This window comes from Mycolicibacterium holsaticum DSM 44478 = JCM 12374 (genome assembly GCF_019645835.1).
Taxonomy (GTDB): Bacteria; Actinomycetota; Actinomycetes; order Mycobacteriales; family Mycobacteriaceae; genus Mycobacterium; species Mycobacterium holsaticum.
In genome coordinates, this window is sequence record NZ_CP080998.1 from 2824463 (window position 1) to 2841050 (window position 16588).

Consider the following 16588-nt stretch of genomic DNA (forward strand, 5'->3'; position numbering starts at 1 on the left):
GTACCCGCAACCGCGCCAAACGATGCGAACAAGGCGCTGGACCGCCGGTCGAAACTAGATCTTGCGGTTCTCCGACTTGATCAGCCACGCCTGCTTCTCCAGACCGTCGATCAGCCCGTGCAGGATGTCGGCGGTGCTGGGGTCCTCGGCGTCGACGGCGTCGTGCACCTTGCGCATGGTGTCGACGGCGGCGTATGTGCGTGTCGCGATCAGGTCAACGACCTCGGTCGCGCTCTGCTCGAAGGCCGGGAACTGCGGAAGCGTCGTAGTGGCCGCGACGGTGTCGGTGCGACCGTCCGGAACGGCCCACAGTGAGCGCATCCGCTCGGCGATCACGTCACTGCCCTCCCGGGCCAGGTCGACGAGTTCGTCGAGTTGCAGGTGAAGGTCGCGGAAGTTGGTCCCGACGACGTTCCAGTGCGCCTGCTTGCCCTGCAGGTGCAGTTCGATCAGGTCGACGAGGACGCGCTGCAGGTTGGCGCTCAACTCGGCGGAGGCGACGAATTCCTGGACTTCTTCTTCGGTTCTACGTGTGTTTGTCATGTCTGCTGCAACACCACCTAAATTGGATTGAGTCCAGTTTATCATATGATGGATGTCACACCGGCTGCTCTTTCTGCTGGTCCTGGTGCTCGAGCAGCCGCGCATAGCCGGCGCCCATACCGAGTAGCACCAGCCCGACGACGATGAAGACGACCACCCGGAAGATTCCGTCCAGGGTGCCGAGGTCGAACAGGAAGAGCTTGGCCATCGCGGCCGCGACCAGCGCCAGTCCCCCACCGATCGGCAGCGACCGGTCCGCCCGCGGCACCCGCGCCGCGTAGCCGAACAGCGCCGCGGCCAGCGCAATCCAGCAGATGGTCGCGGCCATGTGGCCGCCGAAGAACCCGCCGCCCTCACCGCCGATCAGCACACCGGCCGTGACGGTGAAGGCCGTGAGCGCATAGCCGACCACGATCGCGGCCCCCGCCCACGCCGCGGAATCGCGGCTGGGGAACGACCACACGATCGCCACGGCGCAGGCGATCAGCAAGAGGCTGGCGATCAGCGTCGAAATCCCCGTGGCCGGCGTTATCGCGGTAGCTTCGATCAGCGAACCCGGCGGGGCGTAGCTCAAGAAAAATCCGCCGCCGACGACGGCGAAGCCGACCGCGGCGTACCTCGCGGTCGCATCGGAGCGACCGGCGACAGCGACCACCACCGCCATCGCCAGCAGCACCGGACCGGCGATGCGGCCTTCGAACGCCACCAGCACGGCGATCAGCGCGGCGACCTGCGATAACACCGCCCATACCTGCCGGGCCGCGCCCTGGACCGCAGGCAGCCGCCGACCCAGGAACACGATCGCAAGCAGCGCCGCGGCCAAGGTCGCCGCCATCAACGCGGCCACCAATCGGCCGGTGGCCAGGCCCACGCACAGCACCGGCAGCACACCGGCGGCGGTCAGCAGCGCCATCGCGGTCCGGTTCGCGGTCCACGGCGACAGGATCAGCGCGCCGACGACCGCCAACACCGCGGCGATCCCGCACGCGCCGGCCAGTGCCATGTCGCGGCCGTCGGCGAAGCTCACGCCGAGCAGCGCGACCAGCAGTGGGACGGTTCCGGCGGCGGTTCGCGCGGCGTGCAGCCAGATCCAGTCCTTACCCAGCTGCACCGGCAGCGAGGCGGCGGCCAGCGCGAGCATGAAAGCCACCAGCAGCAGGTTGACGTCGCCGACCACGATCGGCGCCAGCACCAGCAGCGGGATCAGCACCAGCAGTCCCAGCTGCTCGGAATCCCAGCGCCGGGCCAGGGTCAGCCCGGCCGCGCCGATCACTGCGGCGAGAACGAGCCCGACGGGCGCGGACACCCAGGCATAGATCGTGGTGACGGCGATGACGTCCATGTAGGCCGCCGCGATGCCGGTGGCCGCCAAAGCGATGGCGCCGATGCGGCCACCGGGCCGGGTCCACAGCCGGCCTGCGGTGCCAACCAGCCCGGCGGCCAGCGCGGCGCCGGCCGCGACGCGGATTTCCGGTCGCAGGATGCCGGCCTGTGCCGCGAGCACCAGCAGCAGCACGACGCCGATCAACGTGACCGCGACACCCGCGACGGCGAGCACCTTGCCGATCCAGCCGTCGTCGCGCGGCTGCCTCGGCGCCGGTGCCGCGGGCGCCGGCGCGGGCGCCTGGGCCGGCGGCGTGGGTTGCGGCTGGGCATATTGCGGTTGCGGATACTGCGCCCAGTACATCGGGGTCGGGGCGGGCGGTGCCGCAGCCGGTGTCCGCTCGGACAGCACCCGGTCCAGCTGGGTCAGGTCTGACGAGACCCTTGCCATGTATTGCGAGATCGCGGCGAAGTCGGCCGACAGGCGGGCGATGACGGCATGCTGCGGTTCGGTCATGACGACATCGTCGCAATGCCGCCCCGGATTCGGATGAGTAGGACTACTCGGGTTCCTCGTCCAAGCCGTGTTCGATCGCATACCGGGCCAGTTCAACCCGGTTGGCGACCTGAAGCTTGCGGAACGTGGCCTGGACGTGGTTCTCGACGGTGCGGTGGCTGAGCGAAAGGCGCGCGGCGATCTGCTTGGCGGTCAACCCCTTCGCGACATGACGCAGGATCTCGGTCTCCCGTTCGGTAAGGCTCGGCGCCTGCGGGTCCTGTGCCGGGTTCTGCGCGATGCGGCGGTACTCCCCCAGCACCAGCCCGGCCAGCCCGGGGGTGAACACCGCGCGCCCCTCGGCCGTCGCGCGCACCGCGTCGCCGAGTTCCTGTTTGGACGCGCTCTTGACCAGATAGCCGGTCGCCCCGGCCTTCACCGCCTCCAGCACGTCGTCGCGCTCGTCGGAAGCCGACAGCACCAGGATCCGTGACGACGGGGACACGGCGAGCACCTCGGCGGTGGCGGTCGCGCCGTCGCCGTCCGCCAACCGCATGTCCATCACGACCACGTCGGGTTGCACCGCCGCCGCCCGACGCCGCGCCGCGGCCACCCCTTCTGCGGTCGCGACGACGGTGAACCCGTGCTCGGCGAGGTCGCGAGCCACCGCATCCCGCCAGATCGGATGGTCGTCGACCACCATCACCGTCGGGGTACCGTCAGTTCCCATTCCGTCCCGCTTTCCGGCCCGGTGGTGAGCTTCGCGCTGCCGCCCAGCCAATTCATCCGTCCGACAATCGATTTGGCGATGCCGATGCGTCCCTCGTGCACGGCCTCGACCAGCCTGCCGTCGGGGATTCCGCCGCCGTCGTCGCGGACGCTCACGGTGACCGCGTCACCCAGGTCCTCCAGCAGCACGAAGGCGCGCGCATCCGGCCCGGCGTGGGCGGCGACGTTGTCGAGCGCGTTGGCCGCCGCGGCGCACAGTTCGGTCGCCGTGTGCTCGTCAAGCAACACCGGGTCGGCGGGCAGGCTCACCGACACCCGGTCCGAGGCTCGCGCCCGCAGCAGCGCGCCGACATCGATGAGCTGCCCGACGCGCGGTGCGCCGCTGGCCGAGCTCACCAAGCGCCGCAACGCGCGCTCCTGCTGGCCGGCCAGCTCGGCCAACTCCACGGTCTCCCCGCCGATTTCGCGGCCGCGCCGGGACACCAACGCGAGCACCTGGATCGCGCCGTCGTGCACTTCGCGCGACAGCCGCTCCCGCTCCTGCTGCGCGGCGGCCAGCCGGGCCGCCTTTTCCAGCTCGGCGTGCGCGCGGCGCGCGGTCTGGGCAGCCATCCCGACCGCGAGGCCGACAGCGAGCTCGATGACGATGGTCGCGTTGCGGCCCAGATCGTAGTTCACCACGCCCTTGACCGCCGTGCTGGCGATCATCACGGCGACCCCGGTCAGCATTCCGGCGATCGGGCCCAACAGGATCGCCGCCGAGATCGTGGCGTTGGTGGCCCACAGCGTCGTCGGCCAGGACTGGTTGTCCAGCGCCCATTGCGACGATGCGATCAGCTCGGTGGACAAAATCAACGCCAGCACCACGACAATTTCGGCCAACACCCACGACGGACGGCGGCCGAACCCGTTCAGATAGGCGAGCGCGCACGCCGCGCTCCACGCGATCAGCACGCCGAACAGCAGCCAACCGATCACCGGCCGGTCCAGAGCTGGGTTGACCGCGATCTGAAACCCCAGTGCGTAAATGCAACTCAGCAGCCGGAACACCTGCGCCGCGCGCCACAGCGGCGTGGCCGGATCGGGTCCGGTTTCCGGCATGGGCATCAGAGCACCTTGGAAAGAAAGGCCTTCGTGCGTCCGTGTTGTGGGTTGGCGAGCACCTCACGGGGTGGCCCGCTCTCCACGACGACGCCGGCGTCCATGAACACCAGCTGGTTGGCGACCTCGCGCGCGAAGCCCATCTCGTGGGTCACCACCACCATCGTCATCCCTTCGGCGGCAAGCTTTTTCATCACCGCCAGCACCTCGCCCACCAGCTCGGGGTCAAGCGCGGAGGTCGGCTCGTCGAACAGCATCAGCTTGGGGTTCATCGCCAGCGCCCTGGCGATCGCGACCCGTTGTTGCTGGCCACCGGAGAGCTGCGCGGGATACGCGTCGGCCTTGGCCGACAGGCCGACCTGATCGAGCAGATCATGTCCCCGCGCGAGCGCCTCGGCCTTCTTGATGCGTTTGACGTGGATCGGCGCCTCCACGACGTTCTCCAGCGCGGTGCGGTGCGGGAACAGGTTGAAGTGCTGGAACACCATTCCGATGTCGCGCCGTTGCTTCGCGGCCTCTCGCGGGGACATCTCATGGAGCTTCTGGCCACGCTCGCGGTAACCGATCAGGTCCCCGTCCACGTAGAGCCGGCCCGCGTTCACCTGCTCGAGATGGTTGATGCACCGCAGGAACGTCGACTTGCCCGAACCCGACGGGCCCACCATGCAGAGCACTTCGCCCTTGCCGACCTCCAACGTGATGCCCTTGAGCACCTCAAGGGCACCGAAGTTCTTGCAGACCTGCTCGGCCTTGACCATCGGCGTCATGGGTGCGCCTCCCCGGCCCTCTGCGCCTTGGCCAGTGCCTCCAGTTGTTTCGTCGTCAGCTTTCGCGACGCGCCCCGGGAGAAATGGCGTTCGAGGTAGTACTGGCCGACCATCAGGACGCTGGTGATGACCAGGTACCAGGTCGCCGCCACCAGCAGCAGCGGGACGGGTTCGAAAGTGCGCGCGGCGATCTCGCGGGAGGTGATCCCGTACAGGTCCAAAGTGAACGGCACCGCGGTGACCAGCGAGGTGGTCTTCAGCATGCTGATGACCTCGTTACCGGTCGGCGGGATGATCACCCGCATCGCCTGCGGCAGCACCGTCCGACGCATCGTCATTCCCCACGACATGCCCAGCGCCGTCGAAGCCTCTGCCTGACCTTCGGGCACGGAACTGATTCCGGCGCGGATGATCTCAGCCATGTAGGCCGCCTCGTTGAGCGCCAGCCCGAGGATGGCCAACAGGAACGGGATCGACAGGCTCTGCAGGTCTAGCTCGAACAGCGCCGGGCCGAACGGCACTCCGAGACGCAGGTTCTGGTAGATCGTCGGAAGCAGCCCCCAGAACACCAACTGCACGTACACCGGGGTGCCCCGGAAGATCCACAAGTACACCCAGGACACCGATTTCAGCACCGGGTTGGGCGACAACCGCATCATCGCGAGCACCACGCCGAGCACGATGGCCAGCACCATCGAGTAGATGGTCAACTGCAGCGTGTTGACCACACCGACCTTGAGGACCCGCTCGTTGAACAGGTACTCCCAATACGTCGACCACCGGTAGGCCTCGTTGGTGGCCGCACCGTAGAGGAACAGCGCGACGAGAAAGACGATGACGACCGCCGCGAACCACCGCCACGGATGACGCAGCGGGACCGCGTCGATGGCGGCCGGACTGTCGGTGGACGGCGTGTCGACCTTCGTCATCGCGCGTTCCTTGCCCCTAGTTGATCGCGCCGTTGATGACCGGCTTGTCGATCATCCCGTTCTCGACGCCCCAGTTCTTGGCGATCTCCTCATAGGTCCCGGTCTCGATCAGGTGCTCCAAGGCCATCTGCAGGGACTGGGCCAACGGTGAACCCTTTTGCACCGGCCAGCCGTAGGGCGCCGAGTCGAAGATCTTGCCGGCCTCCTCGAGCTTTCCGTTGCTCTGCTTGATCGCGTAGGACGTGACCGGAGAATCCGCCGACATCGCATCGACCTGACCGAGGATCACCGCGTTGGTGGCCGCATCCTGCCCGTCGAACGAGACGATCTCGATCGGCGGCTTACCGGCGTCGGTGCATGCCTTGCTCTTGGCCGGCAGCTCCTCGACTTCCTCGGTGGTGGTGGCCTGTACCGCCACCTTCTTGCCGCAGGCGTTGTTCGGATCGACCGGCTCGCCTGGGCGCTGTGCCCACAGGATGCCGGCGTTGAAGTAGGTGACGAAGTCCACGGACTGCTCACGTTCTTTGGTGTCGGTGAACGACGACATGCCGACGTTGTATGTGCCGCCCTGAATCGACGGGATGATCTTCGCGAAATCGGACTCCCGGTAGTCCGGCGTGAGGCCGAGCGTGGCCGCGATCGCGTTCATCAGGTCGACGTCGAACCCGACGATCTTGCCGCTGGGATCCTTGAACTCGTTGGGCGGGTAGGGAATGTTGACGCCGACGACCAGCTCACCCGAGGCTTTGATGGCCTCGGGCACGGTGTTGGCGATCTCGTCGACCTTCTGCGCGGGCGCCGCAGTGGTCGCGGTGGTGGTTTCGTCGGTGGCGGTGTTGCTTGCGCAACCCGACAGCGCGAGCGCACCGGTCGCAGCAAACGCTGCGGCGATGCGCCACAGTCTCCCTCGACGGTCTCGACACGCACCTAACACGGTTTGCCTCCACTTTCTGCCTCGCGGGAACCGGTTCGCAGGGCCGGTAACGGAACAGTAGTGGAGACCTAAGGCGGTGGCAGGAGAACTCGAACCGCCCGTTATTTCCAAACTCTGGGGCAGTACGTGGGGATCGCGGCCTCGGCGAAGTGCGCGGCTTCGGTTTCTGTCCAACCCTGCTCATGAGCGAGGTGGTAGGCGGCGCGCCACTTGGGTGCGTTCTGCCGCGTGCGCGCCAGGCAGAAGTCCTTGGCCACCCGGATCGCCTCGGTCTTGCTGGAATACGGCACGCCTTTCTGGTCGAGGTATTCGATGAATTGGTCGTCCTTTTCACCTGCGTGGGCAGGCGCGACGGCCATTGCCGCGCCCGACGCAACGAGCAAGGCAGCCATCGACGCGATCGCTGTACGTTTCAACATCACTCCTCGTTTGCTCACGCAATTTTTAAGGCTGTGCTCAAAAGGGTGCATTTGGGGCGGTATCGTACCGAATCTGCACTGTGTAGTCATAATTGGCTTCTGTGTTGCGGGCCGCATTATTTGCACATGACCCATCCGATCGTTTGCGCACGCGTCAATCGCCCGCACCACGTGCGAAATCCGTTCTTTCAGTACCGGTTTGTGCCAGACTTCGCGCATGGAAAGCCCAGCATCACCCAACCTGCTGCAGCACCTCTGGAAATCGACGCTGCTGTCCGGCGTGCTTGCCGTCATTCTCGGTGTCCTGGTCCTCGCCTGGCCGGGCATCACGATCGTCATCGCGGCGATCTTCTTCGGCGCATACCTTTTGGTCGCCGGCATCGCACAAGTGGTCTTCGCGTTCAGCCTGCACGTCTCGGCCGGAGGGCGGGTGCTGCTGTTCATCAGCGGTGCCGCCGCGCTGATCCTGGCCGTGCTGTGCTTCCGCAACCTGCAGGAGTCGATCCTGCTGCTGGCCATCTGGATCGGCGTCGGGTTCATCTTCCGGGGCGTGGCCACCGCGGTATCGGCGATCAGCGACCCGACCCTGCCCGGCCGCGGTTGGGAGATCTTCATCGGGGTGATCAGCGTGATCGCCGGCGTCGTCCTGCTGGCCTCGCCGTTCCCGTCGCTGGCGACGCTGACCGTGGTGGTCGGCATCTGGCTGGTTGTTCTGGGAGTGTTCGAAGTGGTCTCCGCGTTCGGCATCCGCAGCGCGTCCAAGAACTTCAAGAACCGAGCCGCCGAGACCTCGGCGGCCGACAGCGAAGGGACTGAAGCGCCGGTGAGCTAACGCACACTGACGTCTACTACGTCCTGTCGTAGGCTGGCAGCACAGCCACGAAAGAAGGGCAGATGGACGCGCTCGATGTGTCGCGGTGGCAGTTCGGCATCACAACCGTCTACCACTTCATCTTTGTTCCGCTGACCATCGGGCTGGCGCCGCTGATCGCCGTCATGCAGACCGCATGGGTGGTCACCGACAACCCGGTGTGGTATCGGCTGACCCGGTTCTTCGGCAAGCTTTTCCTGATCAACTTCGCGCTCGGGGTGGCGACCGGGATCGTCCAGGAGTTCCAGTTCGGGATGAACTGGAGTGAGTACTCCCGCTTCGTCGGCGACGTGTTCGGCGCGCCGCTGGCGATGGAGGGCCTCGCCGCGTTCTTCTTCGAGTCGACGTTCATCGGCCTGTGGATCTTCGGGTGGAGCCGGTTGCCCCGGCTGGTGCACCTGGCCTGCATCTGGGTCGTGGCGATCGCGGTGAACATGTCGGCGTTCTTCATCATCGCCGCCAACTCCTGGATGCAGCACCCCGTCGGGGCGGTCGTCAACCCCGACACCGGCCGCGCGGAGCTGACCAGCATCGTGGCGCTGTTCACCAACAACACCGCGATCGCCGCGTTCTCGCACGCGGTGTTCGGGTCGTTCCTCACCGCGGGCACCTTCGTGGCGGCCGTCTGCGCCTGGTGGATGGTCCGGGCGCACCGGCAGGGACCGGAGACCGACGCCCACACCCTGTATCGGCCTGCCGCCGTACTCGGCTGCCTTGTGGTGCTGGCGTCCACCGTCGGCCTGGTGGCCACCGGCGACATCCAGGGCAAGCTCATGTTCGAGCAGCAGCCGATGAAGATGGCCTCCGCGGAATCGCTGTGCCACAGCGAAACCGACCCGCATTTCTCGATCCTCACGGTCGGCACGCACAACAACTGCGACAGCGTCGTGCACCTGATCAAGGTGCCCTACGTGCTGCCGTTCCTGGCCGAGGGCACCTTCAGCGGGGTGCACCTCGAAGGCGTCAAGGACCTGCAGGAGCAGTATCAGGAGAAGTTCGGACCCGGCGACTATCGACCCAACCTGTTCGTGACGTACTGGTCGTTCCGCGCGATGATCGGGTTGCTCGCGGTCCCCGTGCTGTTCTCGTTGGCGGTGCTGTGGTTCACCCGCGGCGGCCGGATCCCGAAGTCGCCGTGGCTGAGCCGGTTCGCGCTGGTGACGTTGCCGACCCCGTTCCTGGCCAACAGCGCGGGCTGGATATTCACCGAGATGGGCCGCCAGCCCTGGGTGGTGGTGCCCAACCCGACCGGTGACCAGATGATCCGGTTGACCGTGGCCGAAGGCGTCTCCGGACACGACGCCGGCATGGTCGTGCTGTCGTTGGTGACCTTCACGCTGGTGTACGCGGTGCTGGCGGTCATCTGGTTCTGGCTGATCCGGCGCTATGTCGTCGAGGGACCCCAGGAACACGACTCCGAACCGGTGCCACCGCAACCACCCGGCGACGACGACATGGCGCCGCTGTCGTTCGCGTACTGAGGAGGGATCGGCAATGTGGCTGCAGGAAATGTGGTTTGTCGTGATGGCCGTGCTGTTTCTCGGCTTCTTCGTTCTCGAGGGCTTCGACTTCGGCGTCGGCATGTTGATGGCCCCACTCGGGCAGGCCGCCAAGGGTGACCGCGAGCAACATCGGCGCGCGGTGCTCAACACCATCGGCCCGGTCTGGGACGGCAACGAGGTGTGGCTGATCACCGCGGGCGGTGCGATGTTCGCGGCGTTCCCGGACTGGTACGCGACGTTGTTCTCCGGGTTCTATCTGCCGCTGTTGGCGATCCTCTTCTCGATGATTCTGCGGGTGGTCGCGATCGAATGGCGTGGCAAGGTCGACGATCCGGCCTGGCAGCGGGCGGCCGACGCCGGCATCGCGATCGGTTCGTGGGTGCCGGCGATCCTGTGGGGTGTGGTGTTCGCCGCGCTGATCGGGGGGCTGCCCGTCGATGCCGACAAACAACTGCACCTTTCGTTCGGTGACTTGTTCAACGCATACACGCTGCTCGGCGGGCTGGCCACCTGTGGTCTGTTCCTCTTTCACGGGGCGGCGTTCATCGCGCTGAAAACCCATGGCGCACTGCGCGACGACGCGCTGCGGTTCGCGACCGGGCTGGCGCTTCCCGTGACGGCCGCGGTCGGCGGCTTCGGGTTGTGGACCCAGCTCGCGCACGGCAAGAACTGGACCTGGATCGTGCTCGGCGTCGCGGTGGTGGCACTGCTGGCGGCGATCTCCCGGGTGCTCAGCCGCACCGGTGACGGCTGGGCCTTCGCCTACACCACGATCGTCGTTGCCGCCGTGGTGGTTCTGTTGTTCGGCGCCCTGTATCCGAACGTGATGCCGTCGAACCTGAACCCGGACTGGAGCCTGACGATCTACAACGCGTCGTCGAGCCCGTACACGCTGACGATCATGTCCTGGGCAGCGCTGGCGTTCGTTCCGCTGATCCTGGTCTACCAGGGCTGGACGTATTGGGTGTTCCGCAAACGGATTTCTGCCGAGCAGATCCCCGCTTCGGTCGGTCTGCCGAGGCGCTCGACGTGAACCTCGTGCGCGCTTCGGCACCGATGCGGCGTTACCTGATCATGTCGGTGGCCTGCGGGCTCGTCGTCGCCGCCGCGACCATCGCATCAGCAGTGGTGCTCGCGCGCATCGTCGCCGGGATCATCACCGACCCTGCCTCGCGCAGCCTGGCGCACTGGGCCGGATCGCTGGCGATCCTGGTGTCGCTGTGGCTGATTCGCACCGTCGCGCAGTGGGCGCAGGGCCGCCTGTCCCAAGCCGGCGCGACCGCGGTGATCGCCGACCTCTCTGATCAGGTGCTTCGCACCGTCACCGCGTTGTCGCCGCGTCGGCTTGCCGCCGAACGGGATTCGGCGGCCGCGGTGATCACCCGCGGCCTCGACGGCCTGCGACCGTTTCTCACCGCCTACCTGCCCGCGGTGTTCCTGGCCGCCATCCTCACCCCCGCGGCCGTGCTGACGATCGCCGTCTATGACTGGCCGTCCGCCGTCATCGTGCTGATCGCGCTGCCGCTCATCCCGATCTTCATGGTGCTGATCGGCCTGCTGACCAAGGACCGCTCGGCGGCGGCGCTGGCCGCGATGACCACACTGCAATCGCGGCTGTTGGATCTGGTCGCCGGGATCCCGACCCTGCGCGCGCTCGGCCGGGTCGGCGGCTCTGCACAGCGCATCGCCGAACTCGGTGCCGCACATCGACGTTCGGCCATGGCCACGCTGCGGATGGCGTTTCTGTCAGCGCTCGTGCTGGAGTTGTTGGCCACGCTGGGGGTGGCGCTGGTCGCGGTCGGCATCGGGCTGCGCCTGGTGTTCGGCGAGATGACCCTGACGGCCGGGCTGACCGCGCTGCTGCTCGCCCCGGAGGTGTTCTGGCCGCTGCGCCGCGTCGGCGTGGAGTTTCACGCCGCCCAGGACGGTAAGACCGCCGCCGACAAGGCGTTTCGCCTACTCGACACGCTGGTGCAGCGACCCGCGGGCACCCGGACCGTCGACGCGGACGGCGCCGTCATCCACCTCGACGCGCTCGATGCTGACGTCGAACCCGGCCGGGTCACCGTGCTGACGGGCCCCAACGGCGCAGGCAAGAGCACCATGCTCGAGACGATCCTCGGGCTGCATCCGGGGCGCGTCCTCGTCGACGGTGTCGAAGTCACCGACCTGGATCCGCAGCACTGGTGGCGGCAGGTCGCGTGGTTGCCGCACCGGCCGGTGCTCATACCCGGCAGCGTCCGCGAGAACCTGGAGCTGTTCGGGCCGCTGCGCGACATGCAGACCGCCTGCCAGCAGGCCGGATTCGACCAGGTGCTCGCCACACTGCCCGACGGGTTGGACACCATGCTCGGCCGCGGCGGTGTCGGGCTGTCGTTGGGTCAACGGCAGCGGCTCGGGCTGGCCCGGACGCTGGGGTCGCCCGCGCCGGTGCTGCTGCTCGACGAGCCGACGTCGCACCTCGACGCCGGCATGGAAGCCCAGGCGCTCGCCGCGATCACCGCGCGGGCCCGAGCGGGCGCCACCGTGCTGGTGGTGGGCCACCGGGACGCTGTGCGCGCGATCGGCGACCGGGTACTGCACATGGGAAGCCTGGTCGATGCTTGAGCTTCTGCGTCCCCGACTTCCGCGGCTGGTGTTGGCCGTCGCGCTCGGCGTGCTGTCGTTGGGCAGCGCCCTGGCGCTGGCCGGCATCGCGGCATGGCTGATCACCCGGGCATGGCAGATGCCGCCGGTGCTGGACCTGACGATCGCCGTCGTCGCAGTCCGCGCATTGGGCATCTCGCGCGGGGTGCTTGGCTACTGCCAGCGGCTGGCCTCGCACGACACCGCGCTGCGCTCGGCCGCCGACGTGCGCGAGGCGCTGTTCCGCCGGCTCGCCGACGCGCCCGCCGGAACGGCGTCGCGGCTGCCCAGCGGTGAGTTGGTGGCCCGGATCGGCGGGTCGGTCGACGAGTTGGCCGACGTGCTGGTGCGGGCCGTGCTGCCGATCGCGGTGGCCGCGGTGCTCTCGGTGATCGCGGTCGCGGTGATCGCGGTCATCTCCCCCGCCGCGGCGGCGGTGCTGGCCATCTGCCTGTTCGTCGCGGGCGTTGCCGCACCGTGGAGCGCCGCGCGTGCCGCCTCGGCAGCTGAAGCAATTGCCGCGCAACACCATTCCGGTCGTGATGTCGCTGTCATGCTCGCACTCGAACATGCCCCGGAGCTTCGCGTCGGTGGCCGCCTCGACGACGTCATCGCCGAAGCCGGCCGCCGCCACCGGGACTGGGGTCGCGAAACCGACCGGGCCGCGGCCCCCGCGGCCGTCGCGGCCGCCGCACCGACCGCTGCGATCGGTGTCAGCGTGCTCGGCGCCGTCTTCGCCGCGATCGCGCTCGCGCATACCGTGTCCCCGATGACCCTGGCGGTTCTCATGCTGCTTCCGCTGTCGGCGTTCGAGGCGACGGCCGCACTGCCTGCTGCCACAACACAACTCACGCGATCACGTATCGCCGCCCGCCGGCTCACCGAACTGACCGCGCCCGTCGAACGTGTCCGCCCGCCGGTGACGCCGGTGCCACTGACGCCGGGTGCCCGGCTGGCCGTGCTCGGCGCCAGCGGGTCCGGTAAGACCACGCTGCTGATGGCGATGGCCGAAAACCCTTCGCAGACCGCGTTCTTCGCCGAGGATGCACACCTGTTCACCACCACGGTGCGCGACAACCTGTTGGTGGCCCGCGGTGACGCGACCGACGACGAACTGCAGGACGCGTTGCGCCGCGTCGGTCTCGGGGAATGGCTCGAGGCGCTGCCCGACGGGTTGTCCACCGTTCTGGTCGGCGGTGCCGGCGCCGTGTCCGCGGGTCAGCGCAGACGACTTCTGTTGGCTCGCGCGCTGATCTGCCCGGCGCCGACGGTGCTGCTGGACGAACCCACCGAACACCTTGACGCCGAAGACAGTCAGCGCATACTCACCGCTCTGCTCACCCCCGGTGACCTGTTCAGCGCCGAACGCACGGTCGTGGTCGCCACCCACCACCTGCCCAAAGATGTTCGCTGTCCAACCCTTAACCTGGACGTCAGCGGGGTAGCCTCGTCGGTATGAGCGAACCGGACAGACCCGAGACGCCACCACCACCTCAGCCCCCGCCGCCGGGCGTCTACGGCGCCTACCCCCCTCCGTATCCCGGCAGTTACCCGCCTCCCCCGCCGTACGGCGGATACGCGCCGCCGCCGACGGGACCCAAGAACGGCTTCGGTATCGCCGCCCTGGTGATCGCGATCGTCTCGTTGGCATCGGTGATCTTCGGTGTCGTGCTCGGTGTCGTGGCGATCATTTTCGGTTTCCTCGGCTGGGGCAGGGCCAAGCGCGGTGAGGCGACCAACGGCGGCATGGCCGTCGCCGGCATCGTCCTGGGCATCCTCAGCATCATCGAGGCGATCGCGGCGATCGGGCTTCTCGTGTGGGGATTCGACCGCGCCGGTGGCACGGACTATCTGGACTGCGTGTCGCGGGCGGGCAACGACCAGGCGGCCATCGAACAGTGCGCCGATCAGTTCCGGGACCGCGTCGAAGACCAGTTCTCGTTCACGGTGTCCCCGACGCCCTAACTCGTGGCCGCCGGGAAGTATTTGACGATGCCTTCCTGTACGACGGTCGCCAACAGCTGACCCGACGGGTCGAAGAAGTGCCCGGTGCCCAGCCCGCGCGAGTCGGTGGCCACCGGTGACGACGTCGAGTACAGCACCCAGTCGTCAAAATGGACGGGCCGGTGAAACCACACTGAATGGTTCGTGGTGACCGCGAAGATGCGGTCGAACCCCCACGACAACCCGTGGGTGGTGATGATCGAGTCGAGCACCGTGGTGTCCGACGAATACACCAGAGCCGCGGCATGTACGGCCGGGTCGGCGGGCATCTGGCCCAGCGCCTTCATCCAGACCCGGTTGTGCGGCAGCTTCTCCCCCTTCTTGCGCATCACCCAGGTGGGGTCGTTGGTGTAGCGCCAGTCGATCGGCCGCAGCGCGTTGACGAAATGCGGAACGACATCCTCGTAGCCGCGGAGCAGATCGTCCACCGGCGGCACCGACAGCGGGTCGGGCAGGTCGGGCGGCGCGATTCCGTGCTCGAGGCTGGGGCCACCCGACAGGAACGACACCATGGCGGTGGTCAGCAGCAGTCCGTCCTGCATGACGTCGACGCGGCGGTTGGCGAACCGGCGCTCGTCGCGCAGCCGCACGACGTGGAACTCGAGGTCCTTCTCCGGGTCGCCGCCGGCGATGAAGTGCACCGACAGCGCGCTCGGCGGGGTCCGATACTTCAAGCTGCGGGTGGCGGCCATGAACGACTGCGCCATCATCTGGCCGCCGAAGGTGCGCACCGGGTTCTTGCTCGGATGCGAGCCGACGTAGGTGTTGTCGTCGATCTGTTCGAGGTCGAGGATCGCCAGCAGTTCGTCGAAGTCTGCGGTGCTGGCCGCTGATCGCACGGGCCGCTCGTCGGAAGACACAGGCCTGTTTATACGTCCTCCTCGCCGATGCGGTGCACGTGGATCATGTTCGTGGAACCCACGGTGCCGGGCGGCGCGCCCGCCACGATGACGATCAGGTCGCCACGCTTGTATCGACCCAGTTCGAGTAGCGACTGGTCGACGTGACGGATCATGCCGTCGGTGGTTTGGATATGGGGCACGATGAATGTCTCTGTGCCCCAGGTCAACGCCAGCTGGCTGCGGATCTCGGGCAGCGATGTGAACGCGAGCAGCGGCAGCGGGGTGTGCAGCCGTGCCAGCCTGCGCACCGTGTCACCGGACTGGGTGTAGGCCACCAGCGCCTTGGCGTCCAGGCGTTCCCCGATGTCGCGGGCCGCGTAGGAGATGACACCGCGCTTGGTCCTGGGCATGTGCGCCAACGGCGGCGCGGCCACCGAATTCTCCTCGACCGCTTCGATGATGCGGGCCATGGTCTTGACGGCTTCCAGCGGGAACTTGCCGACCGACGTCTCACCGGAGAGCATCACGGCGTCGGTGCCGTCGAGTACCGCATTGGCGACATCGGATGCCTCTGCGCGGGTCGGGCGGGAGTTCTCGATCATCGACTCCAGCATCTGAGTGGCGACGATGACGGGTTTGGCGTTCTCCCTTGCCATTTGGATCGCGCGTTTCTGGACCAGCGGGACCTCTTCGAGCGGCAGCTCCACCCCGAGATCGCCACGCGCGACCATGATGGCGTCGAACGCCAGGACGATGGCCTCGAGATTGTCGATGGCTTCGGGCTTTTCCAGCTTGGCGATCACAGGTACGCGCCTGCCGACGCGGTCCATCACTTCGTGAACGACCTCGATGTCGGCCGGTGAGCGTACGAACGACAGCGCGACCAGGTCGACACCGAGGCGCAGGGCGAACTCGAGATCGTCGATGTCTTTTTCGGACAGTGCGGGCGCCGACACGTTCATGCCGGGCATCGACATGCCCTTGTTGTTGCTGACCGGACCACCCTCGGTGACGATGCACACCACGTCGTTACCGTCGATGCTGTCCACCACGAGGCCCACGTTGCCGTCGTCGACGAGCACCCGATCGCCCGGCTTGGCGTCTTCGGCCAACCGCTTGTAGGTGGTCGACACTCGGTCGTGTGTGCCCTGGAGATCTTCGACGGTGATGCGCACCGTGTCCCCGGTCGCCCAGTAGGTCGGCCCCGCGGCGAACCGGCCGAGGCGGATCTTGGGTCCCTGCAGATCCGCGAGGACTCCGACGGCGCGCCCGGAGCCGTCCGAGGCGGCCCGGACGCGCTTGTAGTTCGCTTCGTGATCGGGGTAACCGCCATGGCTGAAGTTCAGCCGCGCAACGTCCATCCCGGCGTCGACCAGCGCCCTGACGGCCTCCTCGCTGGCGGTGGCCGGCCCCAACGTACAGACGATCTTCCCGCGTCTACTCACGACTGCTCAGCATAGTCGTTGATCGATTCAGATGCCGCGCCGTCGACGCCGGGCCGTC

Annotated in this window: 16 protein-coding genes; 6 read left to right on the forward strand and 10 right to left on the reverse strand. The window is 67.5% G+C overall.

Features of this window, described 5'->3' with window-relative positions; genetic code table 11:
* Nucleotides 1-54 precede the first annotated feature (54 nt).
* The 8 genes from K3U96_RS13625 to K3U96_RS13660 all read right to left on the reverse strand — a co-directional run bounded on the left by K3U96_RS13625 (nt 55) and on the right by K3U96_RS13660 (nt 7241).
* Nucleotides 55-543, reverse strand: coding sequence for a Dps family protein (locus tag K3U96_RS13625; protein WP_069406823.1), 489 nt, complete (start codon nt 541-543; stop codon nt 55-57).
* Between the two features lie 55 nt (nt 544-598).
* Nucleotides 599-2383: a DUF2339 domain-containing protein gene (locus K3U96_RS13630; RefSeq protein ID WP_220690053.1), complete on the reverse strand. Its 1785-nt coding sequence runs from the start codon at nt 2381-2383 to the stop codon at nt 599-601.
* 43 nt (nt 2384-2426) lie between these two features.
* The gene (locus K3U96_RS13635) at nt 2427-3092 is read right to left on the reverse strand and encodes a response regulator (protein WP_069406825.1); all 666 of its coding nucleotides are present in this window, start codon (nt 3090-3092) and stop codon (nt 2427-2429) included.
* Nucleotides 3065-4192 carry a MacS family sensor histidine kinase gene (gene macS / locus K3U96_RS13640; protein WP_220693523.1) on the reverse strand — a complete coding sequence of 376 codons (1128 nt, stop codon included), beginning with the start codon at nt 4190-4192 and terminating at the stop codon, nt 3065-3067. The genes K3U96_RS13635 and macS overlap by 28 nt, the downstream gene beginning before the upstream one ends.
* Before the next feature lie 5 nt (nt 4193-4197).
* Complete coding sequence (locus tag K3U96_RS13645; RefSeq protein ID WP_271035577.1) at nt 4198-4959, reverse strand: amino acid ABC transporter ATP-binding protein; 762 nt, start codon at nt 4957-4959, stop codon at nt 4198-4200.
* Nucleotides 4956-5888 (reverse strand): amino acid ABC transporter permease, encoded by a 933-nt coding sequence (locus tag K3U96_RS13650; RefSeq protein ID WP_220690054.1) that lies wholly within the window; start codon nt 5886-5888, stop codon nt 4956-4958. Before K3U96_RS13650 ends, K3U96_RS13645 begins: the two co-directional genes overlap by 4 nt.
* Nucleotides 5889-5904: 16 nt before the next feature.
* Entirely contained in the window at nt 5905-6822 is a 918-nt protein-coding gene (locus tag K3U96_RS13655; RefSeq protein WP_069406828.1) for an ABC transporter substrate-binding protein, read from the reverse strand.
* A 101-nt stretch (nt 6823-6923) separates the two neighbouring features.
* Entirely contained in the window at nt 6924-7241 is a 318-nt protein-coding gene (locus tag K3U96_RS13660) for a DUF732 domain-containing protein (RefSeq protein ID WP_165614170.1), read from the reverse strand.
* A 217-nt stretch (nt 7242-7458) separates the two neighbouring features.
* Between K3U96_RS13660 and K3U96_RS13665 the strand changes: the two genes are divergently transcribed.
* The 6 genes from K3U96_RS13665 to K3U96_RS13690 all read left to right on the forward strand — a co-directional run bounded on the left by K3U96_RS13665 (nt 7459) and on the right by K3U96_RS13690 (nt 14204).
* A complete protein-coding gene (locus K3U96_RS13665; RefSeq protein ID WP_069406830.1) occupies nt 7459-8073 on the forward strand; it encodes an HdeD family acid-resistance protein in 615 nt (204 codons plus the stop codon).
* A gap of 62 nt (nt 8074-8135) precedes the next feature.
* Nucleotides 8136-9593, forward strand: a complete 1458-nt coding sequence (locus tag K3U96_RS13670; RefSeq protein ID WP_220690055.1) for a cytochrome ubiquinol oxidase subunit I — start codon at nt 8136-8138, stop codon at nt 9591-9593.
* A gap of 13 nt (nt 9594-9606) precedes the next feature.
* Nucleotides 9607-10647, forward strand: coding sequence for a cytochrome d ubiquinol oxidase subunit II (gene cydB / locus K3U96_RS13675; protein ID WP_069406832.1), 1041 nt, complete (start codon nt 9607-9609; stop codon nt 10645-10647).
* 23 nt (nt 10648-10670) lie between these two features.
* On the forward strand, nt 10671-12221 hold the full coding sequence (cydD, locus tag K3U96_RS13680) for a thiol reductant ABC exporter subunit CydD (RefSeq protein WP_069406834.1): 1551 nt from the start codon (nt 10671-10673) through the stop codon (nt 12219-12221).
* On the forward strand, nt 12214-13698 hold the full coding sequence (locus K3U96_RS13685) for an ATP-binding cassette domain-containing protein (protein WP_220690056.1): 1485 nt from the start codon (nt 12214-12216) through the stop codon (nt 13696-13698). Before cydD ends, K3U96_RS13685 begins: the two co-directional genes overlap by 8 nt.
* Entirely contained in the window at nt 13695-14204 is a 510-nt protein-coding gene (locus K3U96_RS13690) for a DUF4190 domain-containing protein (protein WP_069408063.1), read from the forward strand. Before K3U96_RS13685 ends, K3U96_RS13690 begins: the two co-directional genes overlap by 4 nt.
* Here K3U96_RS13690 and K3U96_RS13695 read toward each other — a convergent pair.
* A complete protein-coding gene (locus K3U96_RS13695) occupies nt 14201-15103 on the reverse strand; it encodes an acyl-CoA thioesterase II (RefSeq protein WP_230982141.1) in 903 nt (300 codons plus the stop codon). The two genes, K3U96_RS13690 and K3U96_RS13695, sit on opposite strands and share 4 nt — an antisense overlap.
* Nucleotides 15104-15111: 8 nt before the next feature.
* Nucleotides 15112-16530 (reverse strand): pyruvate kinase, encoded by a 1419-nt coding sequence (pyk, locus tag K3U96_RS13700; RefSeq protein WP_220690057.1) that lies wholly within the window; start codon nt 16528-16530, stop codon nt 15112-15114.
* Nucleotides 16531-16588 lie beyond the last annotated feature (58 nt).